Source organism: Yoonia sp. BS5-3, from assembly GCF_038069655.2.
Lineage (GTDB): Bacteria > Pseudomonadota > Alphaproteobacteria > Rhodobacterales > Rhodobacteraceae > Yoonia > Yoonia phaeophyticola.
Genome location: NZ_CP150951.2, coordinates 328,484 through 348,265 on the forward strand (window position 1 = coordinate 328,484; position 19,782 = coordinate 348,265).

Genomic DNA, 19,782 nt, shown 5'->3' on the forward strand with positions numbered 1-19,782 from the left:
TATGCGTTGGATGCCGGGATAAAGCGATGCTGTGCATCAAGGCCTGCAAAGATGTGCAGATTTTGCGCAGATCGGTATATGTGCGGCTATCCTGCCGCGGCGGCGCGGATCGCCCGGATGTTTGCCCCATAAGGCGCAGGATTATCGACCGATCCGCCCCGAAAAACGGCCGAGCCCGCAACCAGCACATCCGCACCGGCACCCGCCACCAAAGGCGCAGTGGTCGGATCAACCCCGCCGTCTATTTCAATATGGATCGGGCGATCACCGATCATCTGGCGCAGCGCGGCCACCTTCGCCACCTGAGAATGAATGAATTTCTGCCCCCCGAAACCGGGGTTCACCGTCATAACGCAAACCAAATCAACCATGTCCAGCAGATGCGCAATGGCATTGGCAGGGGTTGCGGGGTTCAGCGCCACACCCGCCTTGGCACCTGCGCCGCGAATGGCTTGCAACGTGCGGTGAATATGCGGGCCCGCCTCAACATGCGCCGTGATGATATCAGCGCCGGCCTTGGCGAAATCCTCAATAAAGGGATCAACGGGGGCGATCATCAGGTGAACATCCATGACCCCCTTAATATGGGGCCGGATGGCCGCGCAGGTGGCCGGACCAAAGGTGATATTCGGAACAAAATGCCCATCCATCACATCCACATGCACCCAATCGGCGCCCTCAGCCTCAACCGCGGCGCATTCCGCACCGAAATTGGCAAAGTCAGCCGCCAGAATAGACGGGGCGATTTTGATGGAACGATCAAAAGACATCGGCGCAGGCCTTTCATATAGAAGAACGCCTTGCGGATAACGCGCATCGGCGGGCTTGTCACCATGGGCCGTCAGTTTCCACAAGCCGGATGCAAAAACATGTGCTAGTTTGAGATCATGCGCATGACACTGCATCACAAAGACATCCTGCAGACGGGCCAGCAAATCCGGCTGACCCGGGCCACGCTGACATCGGCGCGGCCGAAGATACTGCACGATCACGACTTTTTTGAACTCTTCTGGGTGCAAAACGGGCAAGTGCGGCATCATTTGCCCAAAGGCGCCCAGACGCTGACCGAAGGCGACATGGTCTTTCTGCAACCGGGGCATCATCATGGTCTGCAAGGGCGCGGCGATCACGCGCTGGTGGTTTCGCTCTGCATTCATCCGCAAACAATCAAATCGTTGGCCAAACGCCATACCAGCCTGAACGGCCATCTTTTCTGGTCCAAAGCCGGGCCGGTGCGGATGCACCGGGACATCCGGCAGTTGGCCGCGCTGAACCATGCCGCCGTCATGCTGGAACGCAGCGCGAATGACACGTTAGCGGCCGAGGCATTCCTGCTGCCCCTTTGTGCCGATCTGACCGCCGAGGCACATCCCGATACAATCCCGCAATGGTTGGCGGATGCCTGCAATGCAGCCCGCGATCCAGCGGTCTTTCGCGAAGGGGCTGCCGGGCTTGTCAAACGCAGCGGCAAGGCACACCCGCATGTCAGCCGAATGATGCGCAAACATTTTGGTGAAACACCGTCCGACTACATCAACCGGATCCGTATGGAACATGCATCGCGCGCCCTGACCACCGACAGTGACCCGGTCAGCCAGATTGCAGCCGATTGCGGGATTCCCAATATGTCGCATTTTCACAAATTGTTCCGGGCGGCGCATGGGCTGACACCGCTGCAATACCGGCAAAAATACCAACGCCAGATTGTCCAACCGCAATAGCATTTGACCAACTGGTCAAAACTTGCCAAACCATAGGCAAAGTGCGACCCTACCCGCACGCAGGAGGCTGACTTGCAAACCACGACAACGTCCCCAATCACAACGGCAACGCAATTGCCGCAGGTGCATTTGCCGCGCAATACAGGCACAGCGCTGGATCTTGATTGGGTGATGGCAGTGCAGGCGAATACATCCGCAATTGAACGGCGGGCCAAAACCCTGCCCGGGCGGCGCAGCGTGAAAAAGGATTATCAGGCGGCGTGGCTGTGCAAAGCGATCAGCCTGATCGATCTGACAACGCTATCGGGCGATGACAGCGAAGGCCGTGTGCGGCGGCTCTGCGCCAAAGCGCGCCAACCTGTGCGGGCCGATATTCTGGACGCTCTTGGCATGACCGGGCTGACCACCGGCGCGGTTTGCGTCTATCACGACATGGTGGAAACCGCCGTTGCCGCGCTTGACGGAACGGGCATACCCGTCGCCGCCGTCTCGACAGGCTTTCCCGCAGGCCTATCCCCTTTTCATCTGCGCATCGCCGAGATCGGCGAAAGCGTCAAAGCCGGCGCCGAAGAGATCGACATCGTCATCAGCCGCCGCCACGTGCTGACGGGCAATTGGCAGGCGCTTTATGATGAGATGAAGGAAATGCGCGCCGCCTGCGGTGATGCGCATGTCAAAGCGATCCTGGCCACGGGTGAGCTGGGCACGCTGCGCAACGTCGCGCGCGCCTCGCTGGTCTGCATGATGGCCGGGGCTGATTTCATCAAAACCTCCACTGGCAAGGAACCCATCAACGCCACCCTGCCCGTCACCCTGACAATGATCCGGGCGATCCGGGATTATGAGGCGCGGACAGGGATCAAGGTCGGCTACAAACCCGCAGGCGGCATCAGCAAAGCCAAAGACGCGCTGGTCTATCTTGCGATGATCAAAGACGAACTCGGTGACCGCTGGCTGCAACCCGACCTCTTCCGCTTCGGGGCCTCCAGCCTCTTGGGCGACATCGAACGCCAACTCGAACACCATATCAGCGGCGCCTATTCGGCTAGCTGGCGGCATGCGATTGGATAACGCTATGAATTCGGACTGGTCGATACTATATGATATGAGATTAAGCTTCGGCTTTTTTCTTATTGTATCACTGACATCATTGGTCATGATAGCCCGAGCACTCAAGCGCTCGCGAGAAGTGGATAAAGGTTTCAGCGCTGATGAAATCGAATATTATAATACAAACTTCGGGGGCCCAAAAAAACGGAAGGACGCGCCTTTAAACTTCCAGCCTATCACTGAGGCGCTAGAACATTTTCTGAAGGTCATTCGCTGGAGTACAGCAATAATGTTTTTGGCGGCTCTAACAGTTCCAACCCAGGCGTTTTTCGTATTATGACCATCAAAGAAATCTTCGACACCATGGATTACGGCCCCGCCCCCGAAAGCGCCGCAGAGGCGCTGCAATGGATCGCCGATCGCGACGGCAATGCCGGGCATTACATCGGCGGCAAATGGGGACCCATCCGCGATGATTTCCCCACGAACAACCCGGCCACGGGCGACAAGCTGGCAGGCGTCACCAAGGGCACGGCCGAGGAAATCGAAACCGCCGTCGCTGCCGCCCGCAAAGCCCAACCCGCATGGGCCAAGTCAGGCCACAAACGCGCCCGCGTCCTCTATGCCATCGCCCGGTTGATGCAAAAACATGCCCGCCTGCTGGCTGTCATGGAAAGCCTCGACAATGGCAAACCGATCCGCGAGAGCCGCGACATTGATGTGCCTCTTGCGATCCGGCACTTCTACCATCACGCAGGCTTTGCCCAACTGATGGACAGCGAACTGCCCGAACGCGAGCCGCTTGGCGTTTGCGGGCAGATCATTCCGTGGAACTTCCCGCTTTTGATGCTGGCCTGGAAAATTGCGCCCGCACTCGCGATGGGCAACACAGTCGTCCTGAAACCCGCCGAATACACGCCCATGACCGCGATGATATTCGCTGAAATCTGCGCGCAGGCAGGCGTCCCCCCCGGCGTCGTCAACATCGTCACGGGCGATGGGGATACAGGCGCGGCTCTCGTCAACGCGGACGTGGACAAAATCGCCTTCACCGGCTCCACCGAAGTCGGGCGCAAAATCCGCGAAGCCACCGCAGGCTCCGGCAAAGCGCTCTCGCTCGAACTGGGCGGCAAAAGCCCCTACATCGTGTTTGAGGATGCGGATATCGACAGCGCCGTCGAAGGCCTCGTCGACGCCATCTGGTTCAATCAGGGGCAGGTCTGCTGCGCAGGCTCGCGGCTTTTGGTGCAGGAAGGCATCGCCGAGGCATTCTACGCCAAACTGAAATCCCGCATGGACGGGCTGCGCATCGGCGACCCGCTCGATAAATGTATCGACATCGGCGCCATCGTAGACCCGGCGCAGCTGGACCAGATCAGTAAAATGGTCAGCGCCAACACCGAAGGCGAGACCTACCAAACCAAAGCGCCCGAGGGCTGCTTCTACCCGCCCACGCTGATCACCGGCCTGTCGCCCGCATCGACGCTGATGCAAGAGGAAATCTTCGGGCCCGTGCTGGCCGCAACCACCTTCCGCACGCCTGCAGAAGCGGTGCAAATCGCCAATAACACGCGCTACGGGCTGGCGGCTTCCGTCTGGTCCGAAAACATCAACCTCGCCCTTGATATTGCACCTAAACTGGCCGCCGGGATTGTCTGGATCAATGGCACCAACATGATGGACGCGGCCGCTGGCTTCGGCGGGGTGCGCGAAAGCGGGTTTGGACGCGAAGGCGGCTGGGAAGGGCTGGCTGGCTATACACGCGCGAAAGGAACGACCAAAGCGCTGAAACCCATCGCGCCCTACACGACCAAAGATGGCACACCCGCCGACCCGCTCGACCGGACAGCGAAACTCTATATCGGCGGCAAACAAGCGCGGCCCGATGGGGGCTATTCCAAACCGGTCTACAGCCCCAAAGGCAAGCTGCTTGGAGATGTCTCTGTGGCGAACCGCAAAGACCTGCGCAACGCGGTTGAGGCGATGAACGGGGCCAAATCCTGGGCCAAAACCACTGGCCACCTGCGCGCACAGATCCTCTATTATATTGCCGAGAACCTATCGGCCCGCAGCGAGGAACTGGCCAAACGGATCAAGGACATGACTGGCAAATCCGGCCAGGATGAGGTGGATTACTGCATCGGGACCCTGTTCACCTTCGCCGCCTGGGCCGACAAATATGACGGGCAGGCCCATGGGGTGCCAATCCGGGGCGTGGCGCTTGCCATGAAGGAACCGGTCGGCAACATGACCGTCTTCTGCGACGACGGCTGGCCGCTTTTGGGGATGATCTCACCGATGGCGGCGGCGATGGCCATGGGAAACCGGATCACCTTGGTGGCATCCGAGCCATTCCCGCTCATGATTGCCGAAATGTATCAGCTCCTGGAAACGTCTGACGTGCCCGGCGGAGTGGTGAACATCCTGACAGGTGATCACAGCGAACTGGCGCCACATGCCGCCGCACATATGGATATCGACGCGGTCTGGTCATTCTCGGGCGCCGATATCTCAGCCGTTATCGAAAAGGGCAGCGCGGGCAACCTGAAGCGAACCTGGGTGAACTACGGCAAACAGATCGAACCGTCAGCGACAGATATGCTTGCCGCGGCCACCGAGGTCAAAAACATCTGGATCCCCTACGGCGAATAACCGCTCCCCCAATTTCTCATTCAACAAATACTCTGGGGAGGCCGCAAGGCCGGGGCGAAGCCCCTAAGCCCAAGAATCGTGTCGGCGAAGCCGTCATTCTGGCGGCTGGCGCTTATTCTCTTTTGAGCGCCATGTATCCAGCCAACGGTTCAAACGGCCTCGGCGTTCGGCGACACCGGCCTGCACCTCATCGACGCGGTCACCGGCGCTGTCCAAAAGCGGATCAATGCTACGTTCGCGGAACTGGCGCCACATTGAACGGATGAACACCATCGCGGCGGCCAGAGAAATAAAGAAGAAGATGTTAAACCATGGAATGATCCGCGCATCAGGCCCGTCCACCGGATCAATGGCAATTGCATTTGGGAAGATCGACAGAAACGGAATGCGCCAGCCATAATGGGTGATCACAGCCCAGTTTCCACCCTCATCATCGGCGTCTTTGCGGGCCTGCGCAGTGGCCTGTCCATGCAGGTTTGAGCTGTCAAACTTGAAATAGGGGGGCCAGATCCATCCGGTATCCTCGTTGCGGTAGACCATGGTTTCGGTGCTGTCACGCGGGACAAACCCCAGCAAAAAGGTACGGCGCTTTTCGGTAAAGATATAAAACACATCTCGGTTTTCCATTTCCGACGCACCGCCATCGGCCTGCGCATAGAAATAGCGGTTGAAGGATCCAAAATCGGTGCGGCGGGGCTCGGCCTGATTGACCTGGACGATATCATGCTGAGGCAAAACATAATGCAGCAGCAAACCCGCCAACAAAAAGGACAGGACACGAAAAGTGATTTTTATCTGACGCATTTTGGATCCTCAATAGGCGTTGATCACATAGACAATAACAGAGATGGCGATAACCGGCACGACATAGACAAGCCCAATCAGCTTTGGACGGATTGAGCTGTCATAAGCCTTCAGCCCCTCTTGGACAAAAGCATCGCGTGCGCCGTCAGGCGCTCCGTTTGGATGCGCTTCATCAAACTCGTTCTCAAGACGTTCGGTCCGGACCGACCGGGAATAAAGCGAGATACAGAAATAAAGGATCGTCAGGATGATAAAACCAAAGACGAATAATCGGACAAAAGCCATCAGCGCCCCCGTGGTCGCACCGCGCCCCAAGGGCCGACGCGGGTGATCAGATCTGGTTGACGGGGCACGGGCATTTCTTCCATCCCCGCCTCATGGCCGAAAAGGGCCGCCCGGGTGCCCGCCTTATCAACCTGATATTCACGTTCAAGAAAATCGGCCACATAGGTCTTCTTTTCGTCAGGCCAGGTGGCATAGGCGCGATAAAACACCTCTTTGTGGCAGATGAACAATTGGCGGATATCCAGCGGCGTCAATTCGGCCAGCAGCATATTCACCAAATCAGCATCGGCATGGTTCTTGGCCCGCAATGTATAAAAGTAACACGGATGTTCTGATGTGATCTTGGGCCAAGGGCCATGGTTCTCGGCCCAGCGGACCAGCTCGGCCAGCCCCTGCCATTCAGCAGGCAAAAGCTGCGCATATTGGCGGCCCAAACGGCGCAGGTCATGGCGGCGGGCCCCTGTCAAATCCTCGTCCATCGTGGCCGCAACGGACATAACGATGAAATCCATCTTTTGTTGCAGGATCGCCGTGGCATCGACGCCACGCGCGTCTACGATGGATTCCACCAAGTCATTCATCTCAAGAAACTTGGCGATGGCCGTCCGATCGCGGAAATCAAAGACGTGATCAATGGGCAGCGTGCCAATCTCAGCCTTGTCCCTGGCCACGATCGCAGCCGGATGCGCGACCCCGCGAAAAATATACATGCCGCCAAAATGATCGGTCCAATAGTTTTCCTGCAGAAAGCTCATCTGCCGCACATTGACCGGATTGCGCATCACATCACCGGTGCGCTTGGCCATTCCAATCATCTGGGCGATCAGCACATCATCATGCCAAGCATCCGGCTCTGTCTTGAAGCGGTCAATCAGCGTGCCCAGTTTTGCGGCCGTCGCGATGGTCTCATTTGTGGTGTCGGCCTCGACCTTGATTTGCCGGATATCAAACAAACGGGCGGGCGTATCGGCCAGATAGACCGAATTAACCAATTCGCCCGCAACAACATCAAAGGCCGTCAGAGCAAAAAGCTCGGACCGGTTCTCTTCAATGAATTGACGCAAAATACCGCGCGAGGTCGAAAACTTCGCATTCAAAAGCGGGGCATGCATCTGGTCGGTGCTCAGCAAGATGAACTGACGGTTGACCCCGTGATGGTTCAGATACAGCGGGTCATCCAACTCATCCCCAATCTCGGGGCTGTAGCCTGAAATATCAATATGGAACACATCTAATCCGGTTTTCTTGCCCGTAAGATGCGTAAGCGCACGATTATAACGCTCCACCAATACCGAAGAATCCACCCGCACGAGGTTGCCAAACATCAGACCCTTTTCGATCAAACGATGCATGCTACCACGTCTCCTTTACCCATTTGCGGGGCAAACCGGCCACCGACAGAACCATGATCGGCGCCCAGATCAAAGCTGCCGCCAAGCCCAACTTACCAAAATAGAAGATATTGGAAACGGCCCCAAGCGATAGCAGCTCAGACAAACCGGCCCCCTGCCCCGCATAAAGCAACATGAAGAAGCCCGCGCTGAGGATAAACAGGATCAGGGTCGACAAAAACGCATTCAGCATCAAGGGACGCACGCCCTCTGGCAATAACCTGGCCAGCAGCCGGGGCACAGCAAAGCCCAATGCGGCGATCATAATCGCTGGAACAAGCAGGCCGTCAGCCACGGGCAACATGAAACGCCCTCCAAATACGCCGACCAGCCAACAGGCAAAGCGTGACGCAGATCGTCAACACGCCAGCGCTGCTCATGTTCAGCCCAGCCTCTATCGCGCCCATCATATTGTGCCAGGTCAGCGCGCCGAAATGCCCGAAAAACTGGGGCCAATGCGCAGCAAAGCCCAGCAGCAGCCCCGATGCGATGACGCAAATCAACGCAAGCACGCCTGCAAAGGGGGTCGCCACCCAGCCCGGAAGCCCTGAGAGGTAGAACCGCCTGGCCGTAAATACGCCAATGATGCCAGTCACAGCAGACCCTGCAAAAAGCGCATAGACATCATAGGCGGATTGATGGCTCACCCTTTGCTCTCCAAATACCGTTTCTTGGCAATCTCCTGGCGGCCAAAGTCACGGACCATATTTTCAATTGCGACTTCGTCAGACTTATCCGCATAACGGAATTCACTATCCGCATAGCGGTTGATTTCCTGGATCACCATCTGAACCGTGATCGGTTGGCGCAGTTCGGAAATCATGCCTTTCTTGGTCTCGTAATCCTTGAACAGGAACAATTCAGGCTCTTCCATCCATTCATCGGGCAACTCAAAATCCATGGCGCGGACCTTGACCGCATCCGTGATGTTCTTGATGGCCCGCCCGGTAAAGCGTTCATCCGCCTCCTGAATCCCCTTCAGATAGGTGCCCAGCTTCGCAATCGTATCCAGATCACCGACCTCGCCCTGTACACGGTCAAAGACCTTCATCAGCCCCTCTTCATGGGGTTTGGCATGGGCATCAAAACTCGCGGCGACCGCCTTTTTGATCTCTTGCGCGCTGAACACCTCATGGGCACCCACGGGGATATCGTGGTTCTTGCCCATAAGCAGATACAGGATGTCGATATAATCCTCTCGGGTCTGGGGACCATCCACCAGAAAACGGGCACCGGCCCGCTGGCGCAGGGCGTCATCGACATTTTCGGGGTAGTTGGAAAACATCCCAAAGGTACAGTTACCCCGGACAACCGTATTGGCGCCCGCAAAGCTTTCCATCAGCACGGCGGTAATCTCAAGCTGCCCGGCGGAGGATTGACGATCCCCCCGCTTACCCGCCAGCTGATCGATGTCATCGATGGTGCCAAAGCCGATCACATGAGGATCAAGGACATTGTTGATAAAGGCCTTGGCGTTCTGGCCCGATTTACCCTGATAACTGTCGATATTGTCGGTGCTCAGGTTCTGATAGCGAAACGGGTAGCCCGCGATCTGGCAATAATCATTGACCAGGCCTGCCATCATCTGGATCAGGGTCGTCTTACCGGTGCCCGGCTTGCCGTCACCCATGAAGGTAAAGATAAAACCGCCCAGTTCGGCAAAGGGGTTCAGCTTGCGGTCAAAATCATAGGCCATCAGCATCTTGGACAGCTTCATCGCCTGATATTTAGCGATATGGTTGCCGACGACCTCATTTGGTTTTTTGAAGGTCATGGTCAGGGCGCTGCCCTTGGCCTTCAAAGCCGGGGTAAAGCCCTGGACAACAAAATCATCCTCTTCGACACGCCACGATACCTGATTAAAGCTCTCCAAACGACCCGCGGTTGAGGCGCGCAAAGACACTTTGCTCATCAACTGCTCGCAATAGGCAAGCATCGTGGCGATCAAACTGGCTTCATCCTTGGCAAATTGGCCGAGCTTCTGGTCAAGCTCCCAAATCGCACCATGCAAGGCTAGCGGAGCGTTATCCGTCAGCACCTCATCCACGGCGCCCACTTCGACGCTTGTTTCGGTGGCTTGGGATGCCAATTGGAAAGAGGCGGCATTGGCAAAAGTGTAAAGGGCAACAAGCGATTCAGCGGCCAGATATTCGGAGAATTCCGCGCTACGTTCCTGCGGCAAACGACCTTCAAGATTGATACGCTTAAGTTCGGTCAACGGGGTCTGATCAGAAAAAGCATCGGCCACGGTCAAAGCAATCGACAAAGCACGGCGCAACGCATGCGCGACCGAGGCCTGGGCAGGCGATGTGAGCGGATCATCATCGTCGCTTTCGGCGATGCGGTCCAGCAGACGTACGCCATCTGACGGGGCCGCTGTACGGGTCAGCAATCCGGGGGTGGTCGAACGGAACCTACGGCGGGTGGCTGCAACATCAGGGGATTTCTCGGGCTGTTCCAAAGACAGCCGGGCCTTGGCCAAGCGCGGGCTGTGATCAAGCTGCATGAGCATCTCAGCAGCAGCCACATAATGCGCGCGAATATCTTCTTCGCGCAATTCCATCTGATCACTTGATTGGCTCATCTTAACCCTATCATTTTGCTTCAAATACTCCCGCCGGAGGCGAACAAATTTCGCGAAATTTGTTCTTGCCTACCGGTAGCTCAACACACGGCCGCCATCGCTGACGATGAATTTACGTACCTCGCGAAACCCCGGCGGGTTGCGTTCGGCCAGCGCCTGATATGGGCGCTCTGGCATGATCAGAGACCGCTCCATCCGGCTGGCACCCATGTCATCACTGCCACCTTCAAATGGATCGATCGCAAAGATCTGCCGTTCAACTGATCCAAACCACCCCGATTTCACATGCTCGACGCGGGCGGAATGCAATTCTTCTTCGGTCCAGACCAGCGCCCAATCCTCGCCCACCGGGGCATTCGCCGCCTTCAACACATCGCGCAAGGGCCCTGATTGCTTGGTGAAGGCATAAGAGTACATCGGGCCAATATGAAACCGGCGCAGGCGGGTTGGGTGCAGATCATTGAAATCCTCGTCAAACCCTTTCGCGATGGTCAGCAGTTTCAAATGGGCCACCGATTGGGCCATCAAATGCGCCTTTGCTTCTGGCCAGCGATGTTCATCTTTGGGCAGGCCAGTGCGGCCCGTATCCTCAACATCCATCAGGTATATCGTGGGCAGGTTCACCTGACTGTCATAGACGGCCCAATGGATCAAAAACCGGCGGCGGTCCTTTTGATTGCCCAGCCAAACGGCCTGCGGGTCATTGCGCGCCCAGAACTGATCGCCGCGGGCCAGCTCTTCGTAATATAGCCGTTGGGACAGCGCGTATTGCAGCTTGGTCGGGATTTCCTGATCGCGCAGGATCACGCGGACCATCTGATCCTTCAGCGCCTCGGCCGAAGGCTGAGAGGCCAGATGCTGCTGCGCCTGCTGCGCATCATTGGCCATCTCCAAAAGCTCTTGATAGACCGGAAAACCACTTTCACGGCGATCAAAAGTCAAAGCCCCCGAATGGGCAAAACGGCCCGAGAAATGGTATTTATGCGCCAGCGCCGCAAAGGTCCAATTCAGGCCCACAAGATAGCGGGCAATCGCCTCAATATCATGGCGGGCAAAACGACCCTCAGCCTCCATCGTGGCGGCAACCTTGGTCAGATAGCCGGTGATTTTGGCGAATTTGCCAAAATAACGGCGGGTGACACGGGTGTCCTCCAGCTTCATATGGTCGGCTTGAAGATCAGTCACCAAAACCGCCGCCTCCCCCGCTGCCGCCAAAACCAAAGGTGTCATCACAGGCGCGACTACGGTCCCCCCCGTTATGACCCTCCTTTGGCTCAATAGGAGCAGGCAAAGCACCATTCGCCAATGCGAGCGCAATCAACAAGATAAACAACACGCCCGACAAAATGGCTAATGCTGTGCCAGATCCGACAATCCATGGCGCATCTTGCCACTCAAACGCGGATGCCAGCACAATCCCAATCACGCACAAAATAATCAGGCCAATGCCGATCGCCCAGGCAACGCGCGGCATTCCAATCGCTTCATCAGGGTCGCTCATTCAGCCCCATACTGATTGCTATCGTGCTTCTCGACGATCTTCTGGAACCGGCGGATAAAGCGTTCATCCGCCTTGGCCTTCTGCTCAAGCACTTCGCGGGCAAAGACCATGTGGTCTTCATGGGCCTCAAGCATATCGGCCATCCGGGCATTCGTGGCCGAGCCGATAGCAGCCATGGCTGTCTGCGCTTCTTGGTCGGTTTGCACACCAATTTCGTTGATCTGGTGGGCCACATCTTGTTGCTGGGCCGTTTTCAACGATTTGGACAACGCATCATAAAGGACAACACGCTGTTTGGTGTCTGTCTGCAATTTGTTGATCAGAACCTTCTGGGTCGCTGACTGGTTTTGCAGCGAGTCGATCCAGGTTTTGCCCTTTTCGATATAACGCTCAAGCGTTTGGGACTTGGCAAGCTGCACCTGCTCATTCTGGACCATCTCGTTATATTGGGCATTCAGAGCAGCCAATTCAGTTTCCAGCTTAGTGCGGGCAGAGGCATCCTGCTCGACCGAGATTTTGCCCTCAAGATCAATGATCTTAGGGTCCATCGCCAAAATATCCGCGCGCAGGCTTTCCAGTTCGCCCACGGTCATTTCACGCTCTTCCAACGTCCCGGCAAGGTTTTTTTCAACAGACACCTTTTGCTCTTCCAGGACGGTCAGCTGACCCTGCAGCAACTTCATGATGACGTCGGATTTGCCGATCAAATCCTGCAACTTGTCATCGATTGAAGCCGTGCGCATCCGTTCCTCGCGCATGCTGTCAGCCTTGGCCTTGCTGAAAAACCCGATAAAGCTTTCCATGCCGGTTTTCGAACGCATCTCGTCGAAGTCTTTGGAAAAGGCCGAAGTCACATCATCAAGCCCCATAATCAGCTCGGCGATGTTGGCATTCATCAGCTCGGTGTGGGAATGCACCTCTTCAAGGCTGGCATTTTCGATATCCACCGCAATATCGGTGCCGTCGGCCATTTTTTGGCGGGCGCTTTCAATCCGGCTGGTCAGTTCTGAAATTTTGCTTTGTGCTTCGGCGACTTGCGCTTGCGATTCCTGAATTTGCGCTTCGAAATTTGCCATCCTATCCCTCTTTTGTTCTATATTAACAGTTACATAAGAACTGTGTTCACGTCTTTAAAGTACGCGCGCATCAAAAAGCACCCGCTTCGCGGGCGATTGTGGCCTGACATGCGGATAAAGAAAAGCGCTTATGCTTCGTCCAAAACCGGCGGGCGATCAAGCGCCTCAGCCTCGGGGCCTAGCAGCTCTTCTGGGTCGATGATCTTGGGTGGCAATTCGATGCCCCGTTCATAGTTTTCAGGATCGACGCGCAAGGATTCCGCACGGTCACGGATGTGAACCTGCATCGGCACCTCAATCTGATCATACAGATGGATGATGTCCTGATTGAACATGCGGATACAGCCCGCCGAGCCGGAGTTTCCGATGGATTCCAGATCATTGGTGCCATGGATGCGGTAGAAGGTATCGCGGCTGCCGCGGTAAAGATACAAGGCGCGCGACCCAAGCGGGCTGCGCAGCCCGCCCGGCAAACCGGCGGCGAAGGGGCCGTAAACCTCGGGCTCGGTACGCAGCATATTTTGCGTCGGGGTCCAACCGGGCCATTTGCGTTTCAGCCGGATAGTGGCCGAGCCCGTGATCGACCGACCCTGCCGGCCAACGCCCACAGGATAGCGCGTCGTCGTTCCATCGGCGCGGATATGATAAAGAAATTTGGCAAATGGATCGATATCAAGCGTATTCGGCCCCTGTTCCCCATTGTAAAAACCGGTCATCCGGCGGTTCACACCTTGCAGATACTCGGTCGGAATACCGGGCAGCGAGTAGCCTGAATCAGGCAGCGGGCCATAGCCTTCAAGATAGTCATCGCGGGATGGGATGTCGGCGCGCGGGGCACATGCGGCAGCAGAGCTTGCCAAAATCATCGCACCAAAGCTACGCCGTGTTAGTCCAGTCATATCGGGCCATTTCTCAGGGTTTTTCGTCAGAATCACCTGATAACACTATGGCGGGGCGGGGCAAAATACCGCGCAAGCGGGATTGTGTATTTGCGTTACAAAACGTGACAATCCGGCACGTGGTGCCACGACAAGATGCATGCAGGCGCGCGCGGGGCGCACCTGCATTGGTCAAATCAGACTTCCAATGGGGTATCGCTGCGTGTCCACTTCAGCGGGTGGAACACTTCGTCCACTGGTGTCTCGGCCACGTGGTTGATGTAGTTGGACATGGTCTTTTGGGCCAGGCCAAGGATCACATCAAGCACAGCACGGTGGCCATAACCGGCATCAAAGAAGGCTTGCATCTGCGCTTCGGACACATAACCGCGCTCGCGCACCATCTGCACGGTGAATGTGCGCAAGGCTTCCAGCTTGGGTGATGGCAACGGTGTTTCATTGCGCAGCGCCTCGGTGATCTCGTCCGAGACCTTCATCATCTTAGCGATGCCGGTGTGGGCAGGCACACAGTAATGGCAGGCATGCTCAACATTGATCGACTGCCATACGACAGTCAGCTCATCGGCGTCAAAATCGGTTTCGGTGAACAGCTTGTGTAGCAGCTGATAACCTTCAAATGCCTGGGGGCTTTCGGCCAGAACCTTGTGCAGGCCGGGCAGACGACCAAAGGCCTTTTGCGAGTTTTCCAAAAGCGGCTTTGAGGCTTCAGGCGCAGTTTCAAGATCGTGGGATGGGAAGGTCATGATGCGTTTTCCTTTAAAAAGCGAGACGTTCACCCCATTTAGGGTTTCTTGAGTGATCACTCAAGTATATAATTGAGCAATCATTCAACAATAGGTGATCTTGTGCCCCGCAGACCGAACTATGACCGCGAAGACCTGATTGCGCGTGCGCGCGATCTGTTCTGGCAACGTGGATGGGCGGGCACATCACTGAAAGATCTTGAACACGCTTTGCAAATGAAGCCGGGCAGCTTCTATGCAGCCTTCGGATCAAAGGATGCGCTGTTTGCGCTCGCCTTGGAAAAATATGCTGGCGACGGTTTGGGGCGCTTGAACGCTCTTCACCGCGAACACGGGCCTTGCGCGGCGTTGCAACGGTTTCCGGCCATGGTCATCGCAAATGGCACCGCCCCGGCCAAAGCCTGCATGCTGTCCAAGACCTTTCTGGAACTGCACGCCCATCAACACCCCTTGGCTGAGAAAGCAAATCAGCATCTCAGGCAAATGGAAAAACGGTTTGCCGAGCTGTTTGCGGCCGCCCAGCAGTCCGGCGAGATCGACAATACGCGCGATCCCAAGATGCTGGCGCGGCGCTATCAGTCAGACCTGCTTGGCCTGCGTGTCTCGGCAGAACGGGATGCGGATGCGGCCCAAACCATCGCCGCTGAGATCGCGCAATCGATCACAGGGCGTCAGCCCGAACAATCCAACATCTAAACTGAAATCACATTGTCCGCCGGACCAACCGGCGTTTCGGCAACCGTTTCGGCCCCGTCATCGGTTACAAAAACCACGTCTACCTCGCGGTAGCCACCGCCACCGGGCTGATCGGCAGGTACAGACAGGATTGGGCCAAGCGAAAGCCCCATACCGGGCATCAGCAAGGTCTCATTATCAGGGCGCAAATCCAAGACGGTGGCCCCGCCCTGTACATGTGTCATAGCGCCCAAAGCCTGACCAAAGGCCATGGTGCAATATTGCAGCGCATCCCGCTCGGCATAAAAGGCGGCCATCTGGCGGGCGATTTCGGCGCAGCTTTGTCCGGGCGCGATCAAAGACAGGGCATGATCACGGGCGGCGCTTTGCAGCTCCCAATGGGTCTGATGCGCAAGCTGGCCAAGCGAACAGGTCCGCGCGAGCGGCGCGCCATACCCATGGATCAGCGGGTGCGCGACAAGGGTCAGAAGATCACCCTTCTCAAGCGCCCGGGGGGTTGCGGGGTGGCACACCGCATCCGTATGCGGGCCCGATTGGCAATGCAGCGCGCCCCGTTCATCGGCGGCATGTGGAAATGTCTCGGCGAACTTGGATGCCATGGTCGCGGCCCCAGCCATGGTGACATCAATTTCCCGGACCCCCGGCTTGATCGCCGCGCGCATGGCAGCAACGGCATGATCGGCAACAGCTGCGCCAGCGCGGATCAAGGAACGTTCGGCATCTGACAGAACAGCGCGCTGGCGGGCCGTATCGGCCGAGATGTCGATAAGCCCTGTGGGATGCAAATGATGGCGCATCGCCTGAGCCTGGGCCACGGGCATCTGGTCAGCTTCATAGCCAACCACACGGCCAATCCCCGCAACCGAACGCAGGGCGCGGTGAAAACTGTTCCGCTCCCAATCGGGGTAGCTTTGCACATCACCATGGGCTTGCCGGGACGGGCGGCCCGCCTCGCCAGCGGGGGCGATCGTGGTGCAGTCATGTTGGGTGACAACCAACGCATAAGCACGGCCAAAAGGACGACAAATCAGACCAGTGTAATATGCGATATTCTGCGCCGTGGTCAGGATGACAACGGCCAGATCATGGTCATACATGATCTGGCGGAGACCGGTCAGCCGGGCGGTGTATTCCTCGGGGGGAAACGCTAGCTGGCTTGGGCCGTCTTGGAATTGATAACTCTGAGGAAAAGCAGCCATGACAGACCCTTGATCGATAAAAGCCCCGGCACGCGGAACAGGAAAATGCGGCATCGCGTCATGCCACCCGGTCAAGGCTAGCCGCCGGGGCGGCGCAAATCAACGGCCATCGGGATATTCAGCGGGGCCTTTGATCTCAAGCTTATTTTCAAAGGGATCGCGGATACAAAACCAATAAGCCCAGACCTGCTCTATCCCCATGGCGGGGTAGGAGTAGCCGGGCACGCAGCCCAGAACGTCTTGATAAAAGCGCAGGGCGCGGGCCATGCCATCGACCAGAAAGACAACATGATCGATGCCGGTAGGGCTAAACGGGCCAGCCATCGTCATCTCCATATGCCGCGAGAGGCGCGCAGACGATGACTTTGCTTGCGGGCCACTCGGTCAGCAATCCCGAATAATAGACCCGATCCGCATTGGGGTCGTAAGCAAAATCAGTCGATTCAACAAATCGGGTCGCGATGAAATTGGTGAACACGCGATGCTGCTCCTCAGCCTCCAACCGGGCAGCCTTCAAAAGATCAGGGTCTTGGAAAAGTCTGTTTTGCCTCTCCATTCGCGCGCACCAATCAGTCGCGCTGCGGATGGCGGCCTCGTCGACCAATAACGGGACGACTGGGGCAATATCTCGTGCAAAAGCCTTCAGATCGTCCTGCGACAGAATATCAGGGCCAAACGCAATTTGGACTGTTTTACGAATAGCGGATTGCAAGCTAGACTTGCTTGCCTTGTACCATATGGCGCCCGAAATCGGGATCGCGCTGAACGCCGCCAATCGCATCATGTGTCTGCGGGTGAATTGCAGGTTCATAGCCGGCCTATGCCCTTCCTAGGATAGTGCGATCAGCAGACCGCAAAGACATCGCGGCAATGGTCAATGTTGGATTGGATCCTGGCGAAGTGACAAAAGCACCAGACCCCAAAACCGCAAGGTTACGCACACGGTGATGCAGCAAATCCTTGTCGACAACACTCGCAGCCGGATCGCTTCCCATCACTGTTGTTCCTTCAATATGCGAATGTGATCCGATCAAGTCATAAGACACCTCAAACCGCTCAACGCCCAAGGGGGCCAGAAAATTCTCAATATTGGTCCTGATATGTGCGACGCCATTATACGCGTAGGGGCTCCAATCGTTGAATGACACAAGGGGGCGGTCAGGCGCATCTGGGTCAATCGTGACGCGGTTATCGTCTTGGCGCATGTCACCCATCAGAAATGTAAACGCGGCGCGATTATTCCATTTTTCTTTATGCGGACGCACCTCAAACTTGTTGACGACCTCCAGGAAACCGCCGGAAGCGTTGCGTCGGTGCGGGCCGGTCGAAAATGAATAATTCACCGCTCCAACAAACGAGCTATAGCCTTCGGTTTTTGCCGTTTCAAAATCGACAGTCAGGTAGATAGGTATCTGTTCAACGACACCTCGCCCCACGGGGCCATCATCGATACCCGATTTCAAAAGGATAAACGGATTGAAAATACCGTTCGCACCAAGTGCCACAAAGTCTGTTTCGACGCGAAATGCACGATCGCCCTTACGGTAGGTGACAGCTGATGCCAGTCCGGCCGATGTTTCAATCCCATCCACTTCTGCGTCAAGGATCAAGGTCACCCGGGGATCGTCAAAAAGATAAGCCATCTCCTCAACAATGGTGAACTTCGCCTTGTTCGGACAAAGATTGCAGCGTCCTATCGCACAGCACACACCCCGGCTGTCATTGGCGACACGCGCACGGGTCGTCGGCATTGCAAACGTATGTTCTGGATACGCCATCTTCAGTGCAGAGCCGACACCAGAATAGCGGTGGCGGGGTTGCGGAAACGGGCGTGATCTTGGAAACAAAACGGCCGATGAATTATCCCCCGATACCAACATCTCATCTTCTGCATCACAGTAATAAGGCTCAAGATCTTCGTAAGAGATCGGCCAATCATCGCCCACCCCGTAACGTGTTCGCAGTTCGAACTCTTCGGGGTGAATCCGCATGGTGTTCGTCCACCAGCAGTTCGATCCGCCGCCAAAACCTATATTATAGTTCCAGAATTTCTTCTCTAGCCCCGCTTCATTATGCGGGCGCCTGTCGGCCAGATCGTTGTTGCGTTGATGATCTAACTGCCAATCGTAGGAATGTCGTTGTCCTCTTTCGAGCACAAGAACGCGGCTGACATCAGATCCCTCAAGGACCCTTTTCAGGAAGAATGCAGATGCAAAGCCCGTACCGACAATTACGACATCGTATTTCTTGTCATGTACCAAATCGCTGCCACCTACCGCGCAAAACTATTTTACGAAAACATGTACGTAACAGATCAGATAAGCAATGCCCGTACCTACACGACATCCCATTGCGGACACCATGGGCCATCGACAAGGCGCATGTCGCGGTTCAGTTGATCAATCTCGGCGATCTGGGCGGCGGACAACGCGATATCCTGAGCGGCAAGATTTTCGGCAATCCGCGCAGGGGTGCCCGATGAGGGGATCACGATATGCCCTTTGGCCAGAAGCCAGGCCAAAGCCACCTGCGACGCGGTCGCACCAAGCGCATCGCCAATTGCACGCAACACCGGATCATCGGTCACAGCCCCACGGGCCAGCGGGGAATAGGCGGTCATCGGAATGCCCTTCGCGGCGCAATGATCGACGATGGGGTTGTTGTGCAGGAACACATGCAGCTCAACCTGATTGGTCATAATGGGGCGCGTGCCCAGCAAAAGCTGGGCCTGATCGATATAGGTCTTGGTGAAATTCGACACGCCGATATTCCGGCAAAGACCGGCATCATACACCTCGGCAAACTGGGCCATGTAATCGATGATTTCATATTCATCATCGATCGAGGGGTAATGCAGCAGCAAAAGATCAACCGGGCCAACACCCAGCTTTTCAAGCGACGCCTCAACATGGGGGCGGATTTGCCCGGGGCCAAAGCTCTCGGGGGCGACTTTGGTGGTCACCCACAGCTCATCGCGGGCAAGGGCTGCATCGGCAATGGCGCGGCCGACAAATTCTTCGTTTTCATAACCCTCGGCACAATCAAGATGACGATAGCCCGCTTCGAGTGCAGCCAGCGTGCCGCGATAAGCGGCCTCATCCGGGCGGTTCCAGGTGCCGTAACCAATTTGCGGAATCGTTTCCATGTCATGTCCTCCCCAATGGCAATGAATATCTGTAAC

21 protein-coding genes are annotated in these 19,782 nt (G+C 56.5%); 4 read left to right on the plus strand and 17 right to left on the minus strand.

Annotated elements, in window-relative coordinates:
• Positions 1-86 precede the first annotated feature (86 nt).
• Positions 87-770, minus strand: a complete 684-nt coding sequence (gene rpe, locus AABB29_RS01715) for a ribulose-phosphate 3-epimerase (protein WP_341369022.1) — start codon at positions 768-770, stop codon at positions 87-89.
• A gap of 123 nt (positions 771-893) precedes the next feature.
• On the opposite strand from rpe, the gene AABB29_RS01720 reads away from it, so the two are divergent.
• The 3 genes from AABB29_RS01720 (at position 894) to AABB29_RS01730 (ending at position 5,423) form a co-directional block, all read left to right on the plus strand.
• A complete protein-coding gene (locus AABB29_RS01720) occupies positions 894-1,721 on the plus strand; it encodes an AraC family transcriptional regulator (protein ID WP_341368584.1) in 828 nt (275 codons plus the stop codon).
• Positions 1,722-1,793: 72 nt separating this feature from the next.
• Positions 1,794-2,792: a deoxyribose-phosphate aldolase gene (gene deoC / locus AABB29_RS01725; RefSeq protein WP_373636741.1), complete on the plus strand. Its 999-nt coding sequence runs from the start codon at positions 1,794-1,796 to the stop codon at positions 2,790-2,792.
• A gap of 315 nt (positions 2,793-3,107) precedes the next feature.
• On the plus strand, positions 3,108-5,423 hold the full coding sequence (locus AABB29_RS01730) for an aldehyde dehydrogenase family protein (protein ID WP_341368583.1): 2,316 nt from the start codon (positions 3,108-3,110) through the stop codon (positions 5,421-5,423).
• Between the two features lie 93 nt (positions 5,424-5,516).
• Here AABB29_RS01730 and AABB29_RS01735 read toward each other — a convergent pair whose 3' ends face one another.
• The 11 genes from AABB29_RS01735 to AABB29_RS01785 form a co-directional block, all read right to left on the minus strand.
• On the minus strand, positions 5,517-6,227 hold the full coding sequence (locus AABB29_RS01735; protein WP_341368582.1) for a DUF1523 family protein: 711 nt from the start codon (positions 6,225-6,227) through the stop codon (positions 5,517-5,519).
• A gap of 9 nt (positions 6,228-6,236) precedes the next feature.
• Complete coding sequence (locus tag AABB29_RS01740; protein ID WP_341368581.1) at positions 6,237-6,512, minus strand: hypothetical protein; 276 nt, start codon at positions 6,510-6,512, stop codon at positions 6,237-6,239.
• The gene (locus AABB29_RS01745) at positions 6,512-7,864 is read right to left on the minus strand and encodes a DUF6638 family protein (protein WP_341368580.1); all 1,353 of its coding nucleotides are present in this window, start codon (positions 7,862-7,864) and stop codon (positions 6,512-6,514) included. The genes AABB29_RS01740 and AABB29_RS01745 overlap by 1 nt, the downstream gene beginning before the upstream one ends.
• Before the next feature lies 1 nt (position 7,865).
• Positions 7,866-8,207, minus strand: coding sequence for a hypothetical protein (locus AABB29_RS01750; protein ID WP_341368579.1), 342 nt, complete (start codon positions 8,205-8,207; stop codon positions 7,866-7,868).
• Positions 8,191-8,550: a hypothetical protein gene (locus tag AABB29_RS01755; protein WP_341368578.1), complete on the minus strand. Its 360-nt coding sequence runs from the start codon at positions 8,548-8,550 to the stop codon at positions 8,191-8,193. The genes AABB29_RS01750 and AABB29_RS01755 overlap by 17 nt, the downstream gene beginning before the upstream one ends.
• Positions 8,547-10,487: an ATP-binding protein gene (locus AABB29_RS01760; RefSeq protein WP_341368577.1), complete on the minus strand. Its 1,941-nt coding sequence runs from the start codon at positions 10,485-10,487 to the stop codon at positions 8,547-8,549. The genes AABB29_RS01755 and AABB29_RS01760 overlap by 4 nt, the downstream gene beginning before the upstream one ends.
• A gap of 69 nt (positions 10,488-10,556) precedes the next feature.
• Positions 10,557-11,672 (minus strand): hypothetical protein, encoded by a 1,116-nt coding sequence (locus tag AABB29_RS01765; protein WP_341368576.1) that lies wholly within the window; start codon positions 11,670-11,672, stop codon positions 10,557-10,559.
• The gene (locus tag AABB29_RS01770) at positions 11,665-11,988 is read right to left on the minus strand and encodes a hypothetical protein (protein WP_341368575.1); all 324 of its coding nucleotides are present in this window, start codon (positions 11,986-11,988) and stop codon (positions 11,665-11,667) included. Before AABB29_RS01770 ends, AABB29_RS01765 begins: the two co-directional genes overlap by 8 nt.
• On the minus strand, positions 11,985-13,064 hold the full coding sequence (locus AABB29_RS01775; protein ID WP_341368574.1) for a hypothetical protein: 1,080 nt from the start codon (positions 13,062-13,064) through the stop codon (positions 11,985-11,987). Before AABB29_RS01775 ends, AABB29_RS01770 begins: the two co-directional genes overlap by 4 nt.
• A gap of 128 nt (positions 13,065-13,192) precedes the next feature.
• Positions 13,193-13,963, minus strand: a complete 771-nt coding sequence (locus tag AABB29_RS01780; RefSeq protein WP_341368573.1) for a L,D-transpeptidase — start codon at positions 13,961-13,963, stop codon at positions 13,193-13,195.
• A gap of 176 nt (positions 13,964-14,139) precedes the next feature.
• Positions 14,140-14,706, minus strand: a complete 567-nt coding sequence (locus AABB29_RS01785; RefSeq protein ID WP_341368572.1) for a carboxymuconolactone decarboxylase family protein — start codon at positions 14,704-14,706, stop codon at positions 14,140-14,142.
• Between the two features lie 102 nt (positions 14,707-14,808).
• On the opposite strand from AABB29_RS01785, the gene AABB29_RS01790 reads away from it, so the two are divergent.
• The gene (locus AABB29_RS01790) at positions 14,809-15,402 is read left to right on the plus strand and encodes a TetR/AcrR family transcriptional regulator (RefSeq protein WP_341368571.1); all 594 of its coding nucleotides are present in this window, start codon (positions 14,809-14,811) and stop codon (positions 15,400-15,402) included.
• On the opposite strand, the gene AABB29_RS01795 is transcribed toward AABB29_RS01790, so the two are convergent.
• The 5 genes from AABB29_RS01795 to AABB29_RS01815 form a co-directional block, all read right to left on the minus strand.
• Positions 15,399-16,601, minus strand: coding sequence for an aminopeptidase P family protein (locus tag AABB29_RS01795; RefSeq protein WP_373636742.1), 1,203 nt, complete (start codon positions 16,599-16,601; stop codon positions 15,399-15,401). The two genes, AABB29_RS01790 and AABB29_RS01795, sit on opposite strands and share 4 nt — an antisense overlap.
• 99 nt (positions 16,602-16,700) lie before the next feature.
• Positions 16,701-16,925, minus strand: coding sequence for a VOC family protein (locus AABB29_RS01800; protein WP_341368568.1), 225 nt, complete (start codon positions 16,923-16,925; stop codon positions 16,701-16,703).
• Positions 16,909-17,412, minus strand: coding sequence for a hypothetical protein (locus AABB29_RS01805; RefSeq protein WP_341368567.1), 504 nt, complete (start codon positions 17,410-17,412; stop codon positions 16,909-16,911). Before AABB29_RS01805 ends, AABB29_RS01800 begins: the two co-directional genes overlap by 17 nt.
• Before the next feature lie 7 nt (positions 17,413-17,419).
• The gene (locus AABB29_RS01810) at positions 17,420-18,862 is read right to left on the minus strand and encodes a GMC family oxidoreductase (protein WP_341368566.1); all 1,443 of its coding nucleotides are present in this window, start codon (positions 18,860-18,862) and stop codon (positions 17,420-17,422) included.
• Between the two features lie 74 nt (positions 18,863-18,936).
• Complete coding sequence (locus AABB29_RS01815; protein WP_341368565.1) at positions 18,937-19,746, minus strand: aldo/keto reductase; 810 nt, start codon at positions 19,744-19,746, stop codon at positions 18,937-18,939.
• Positions 19,747-19,782 lie beyond the last annotated feature (36 nt).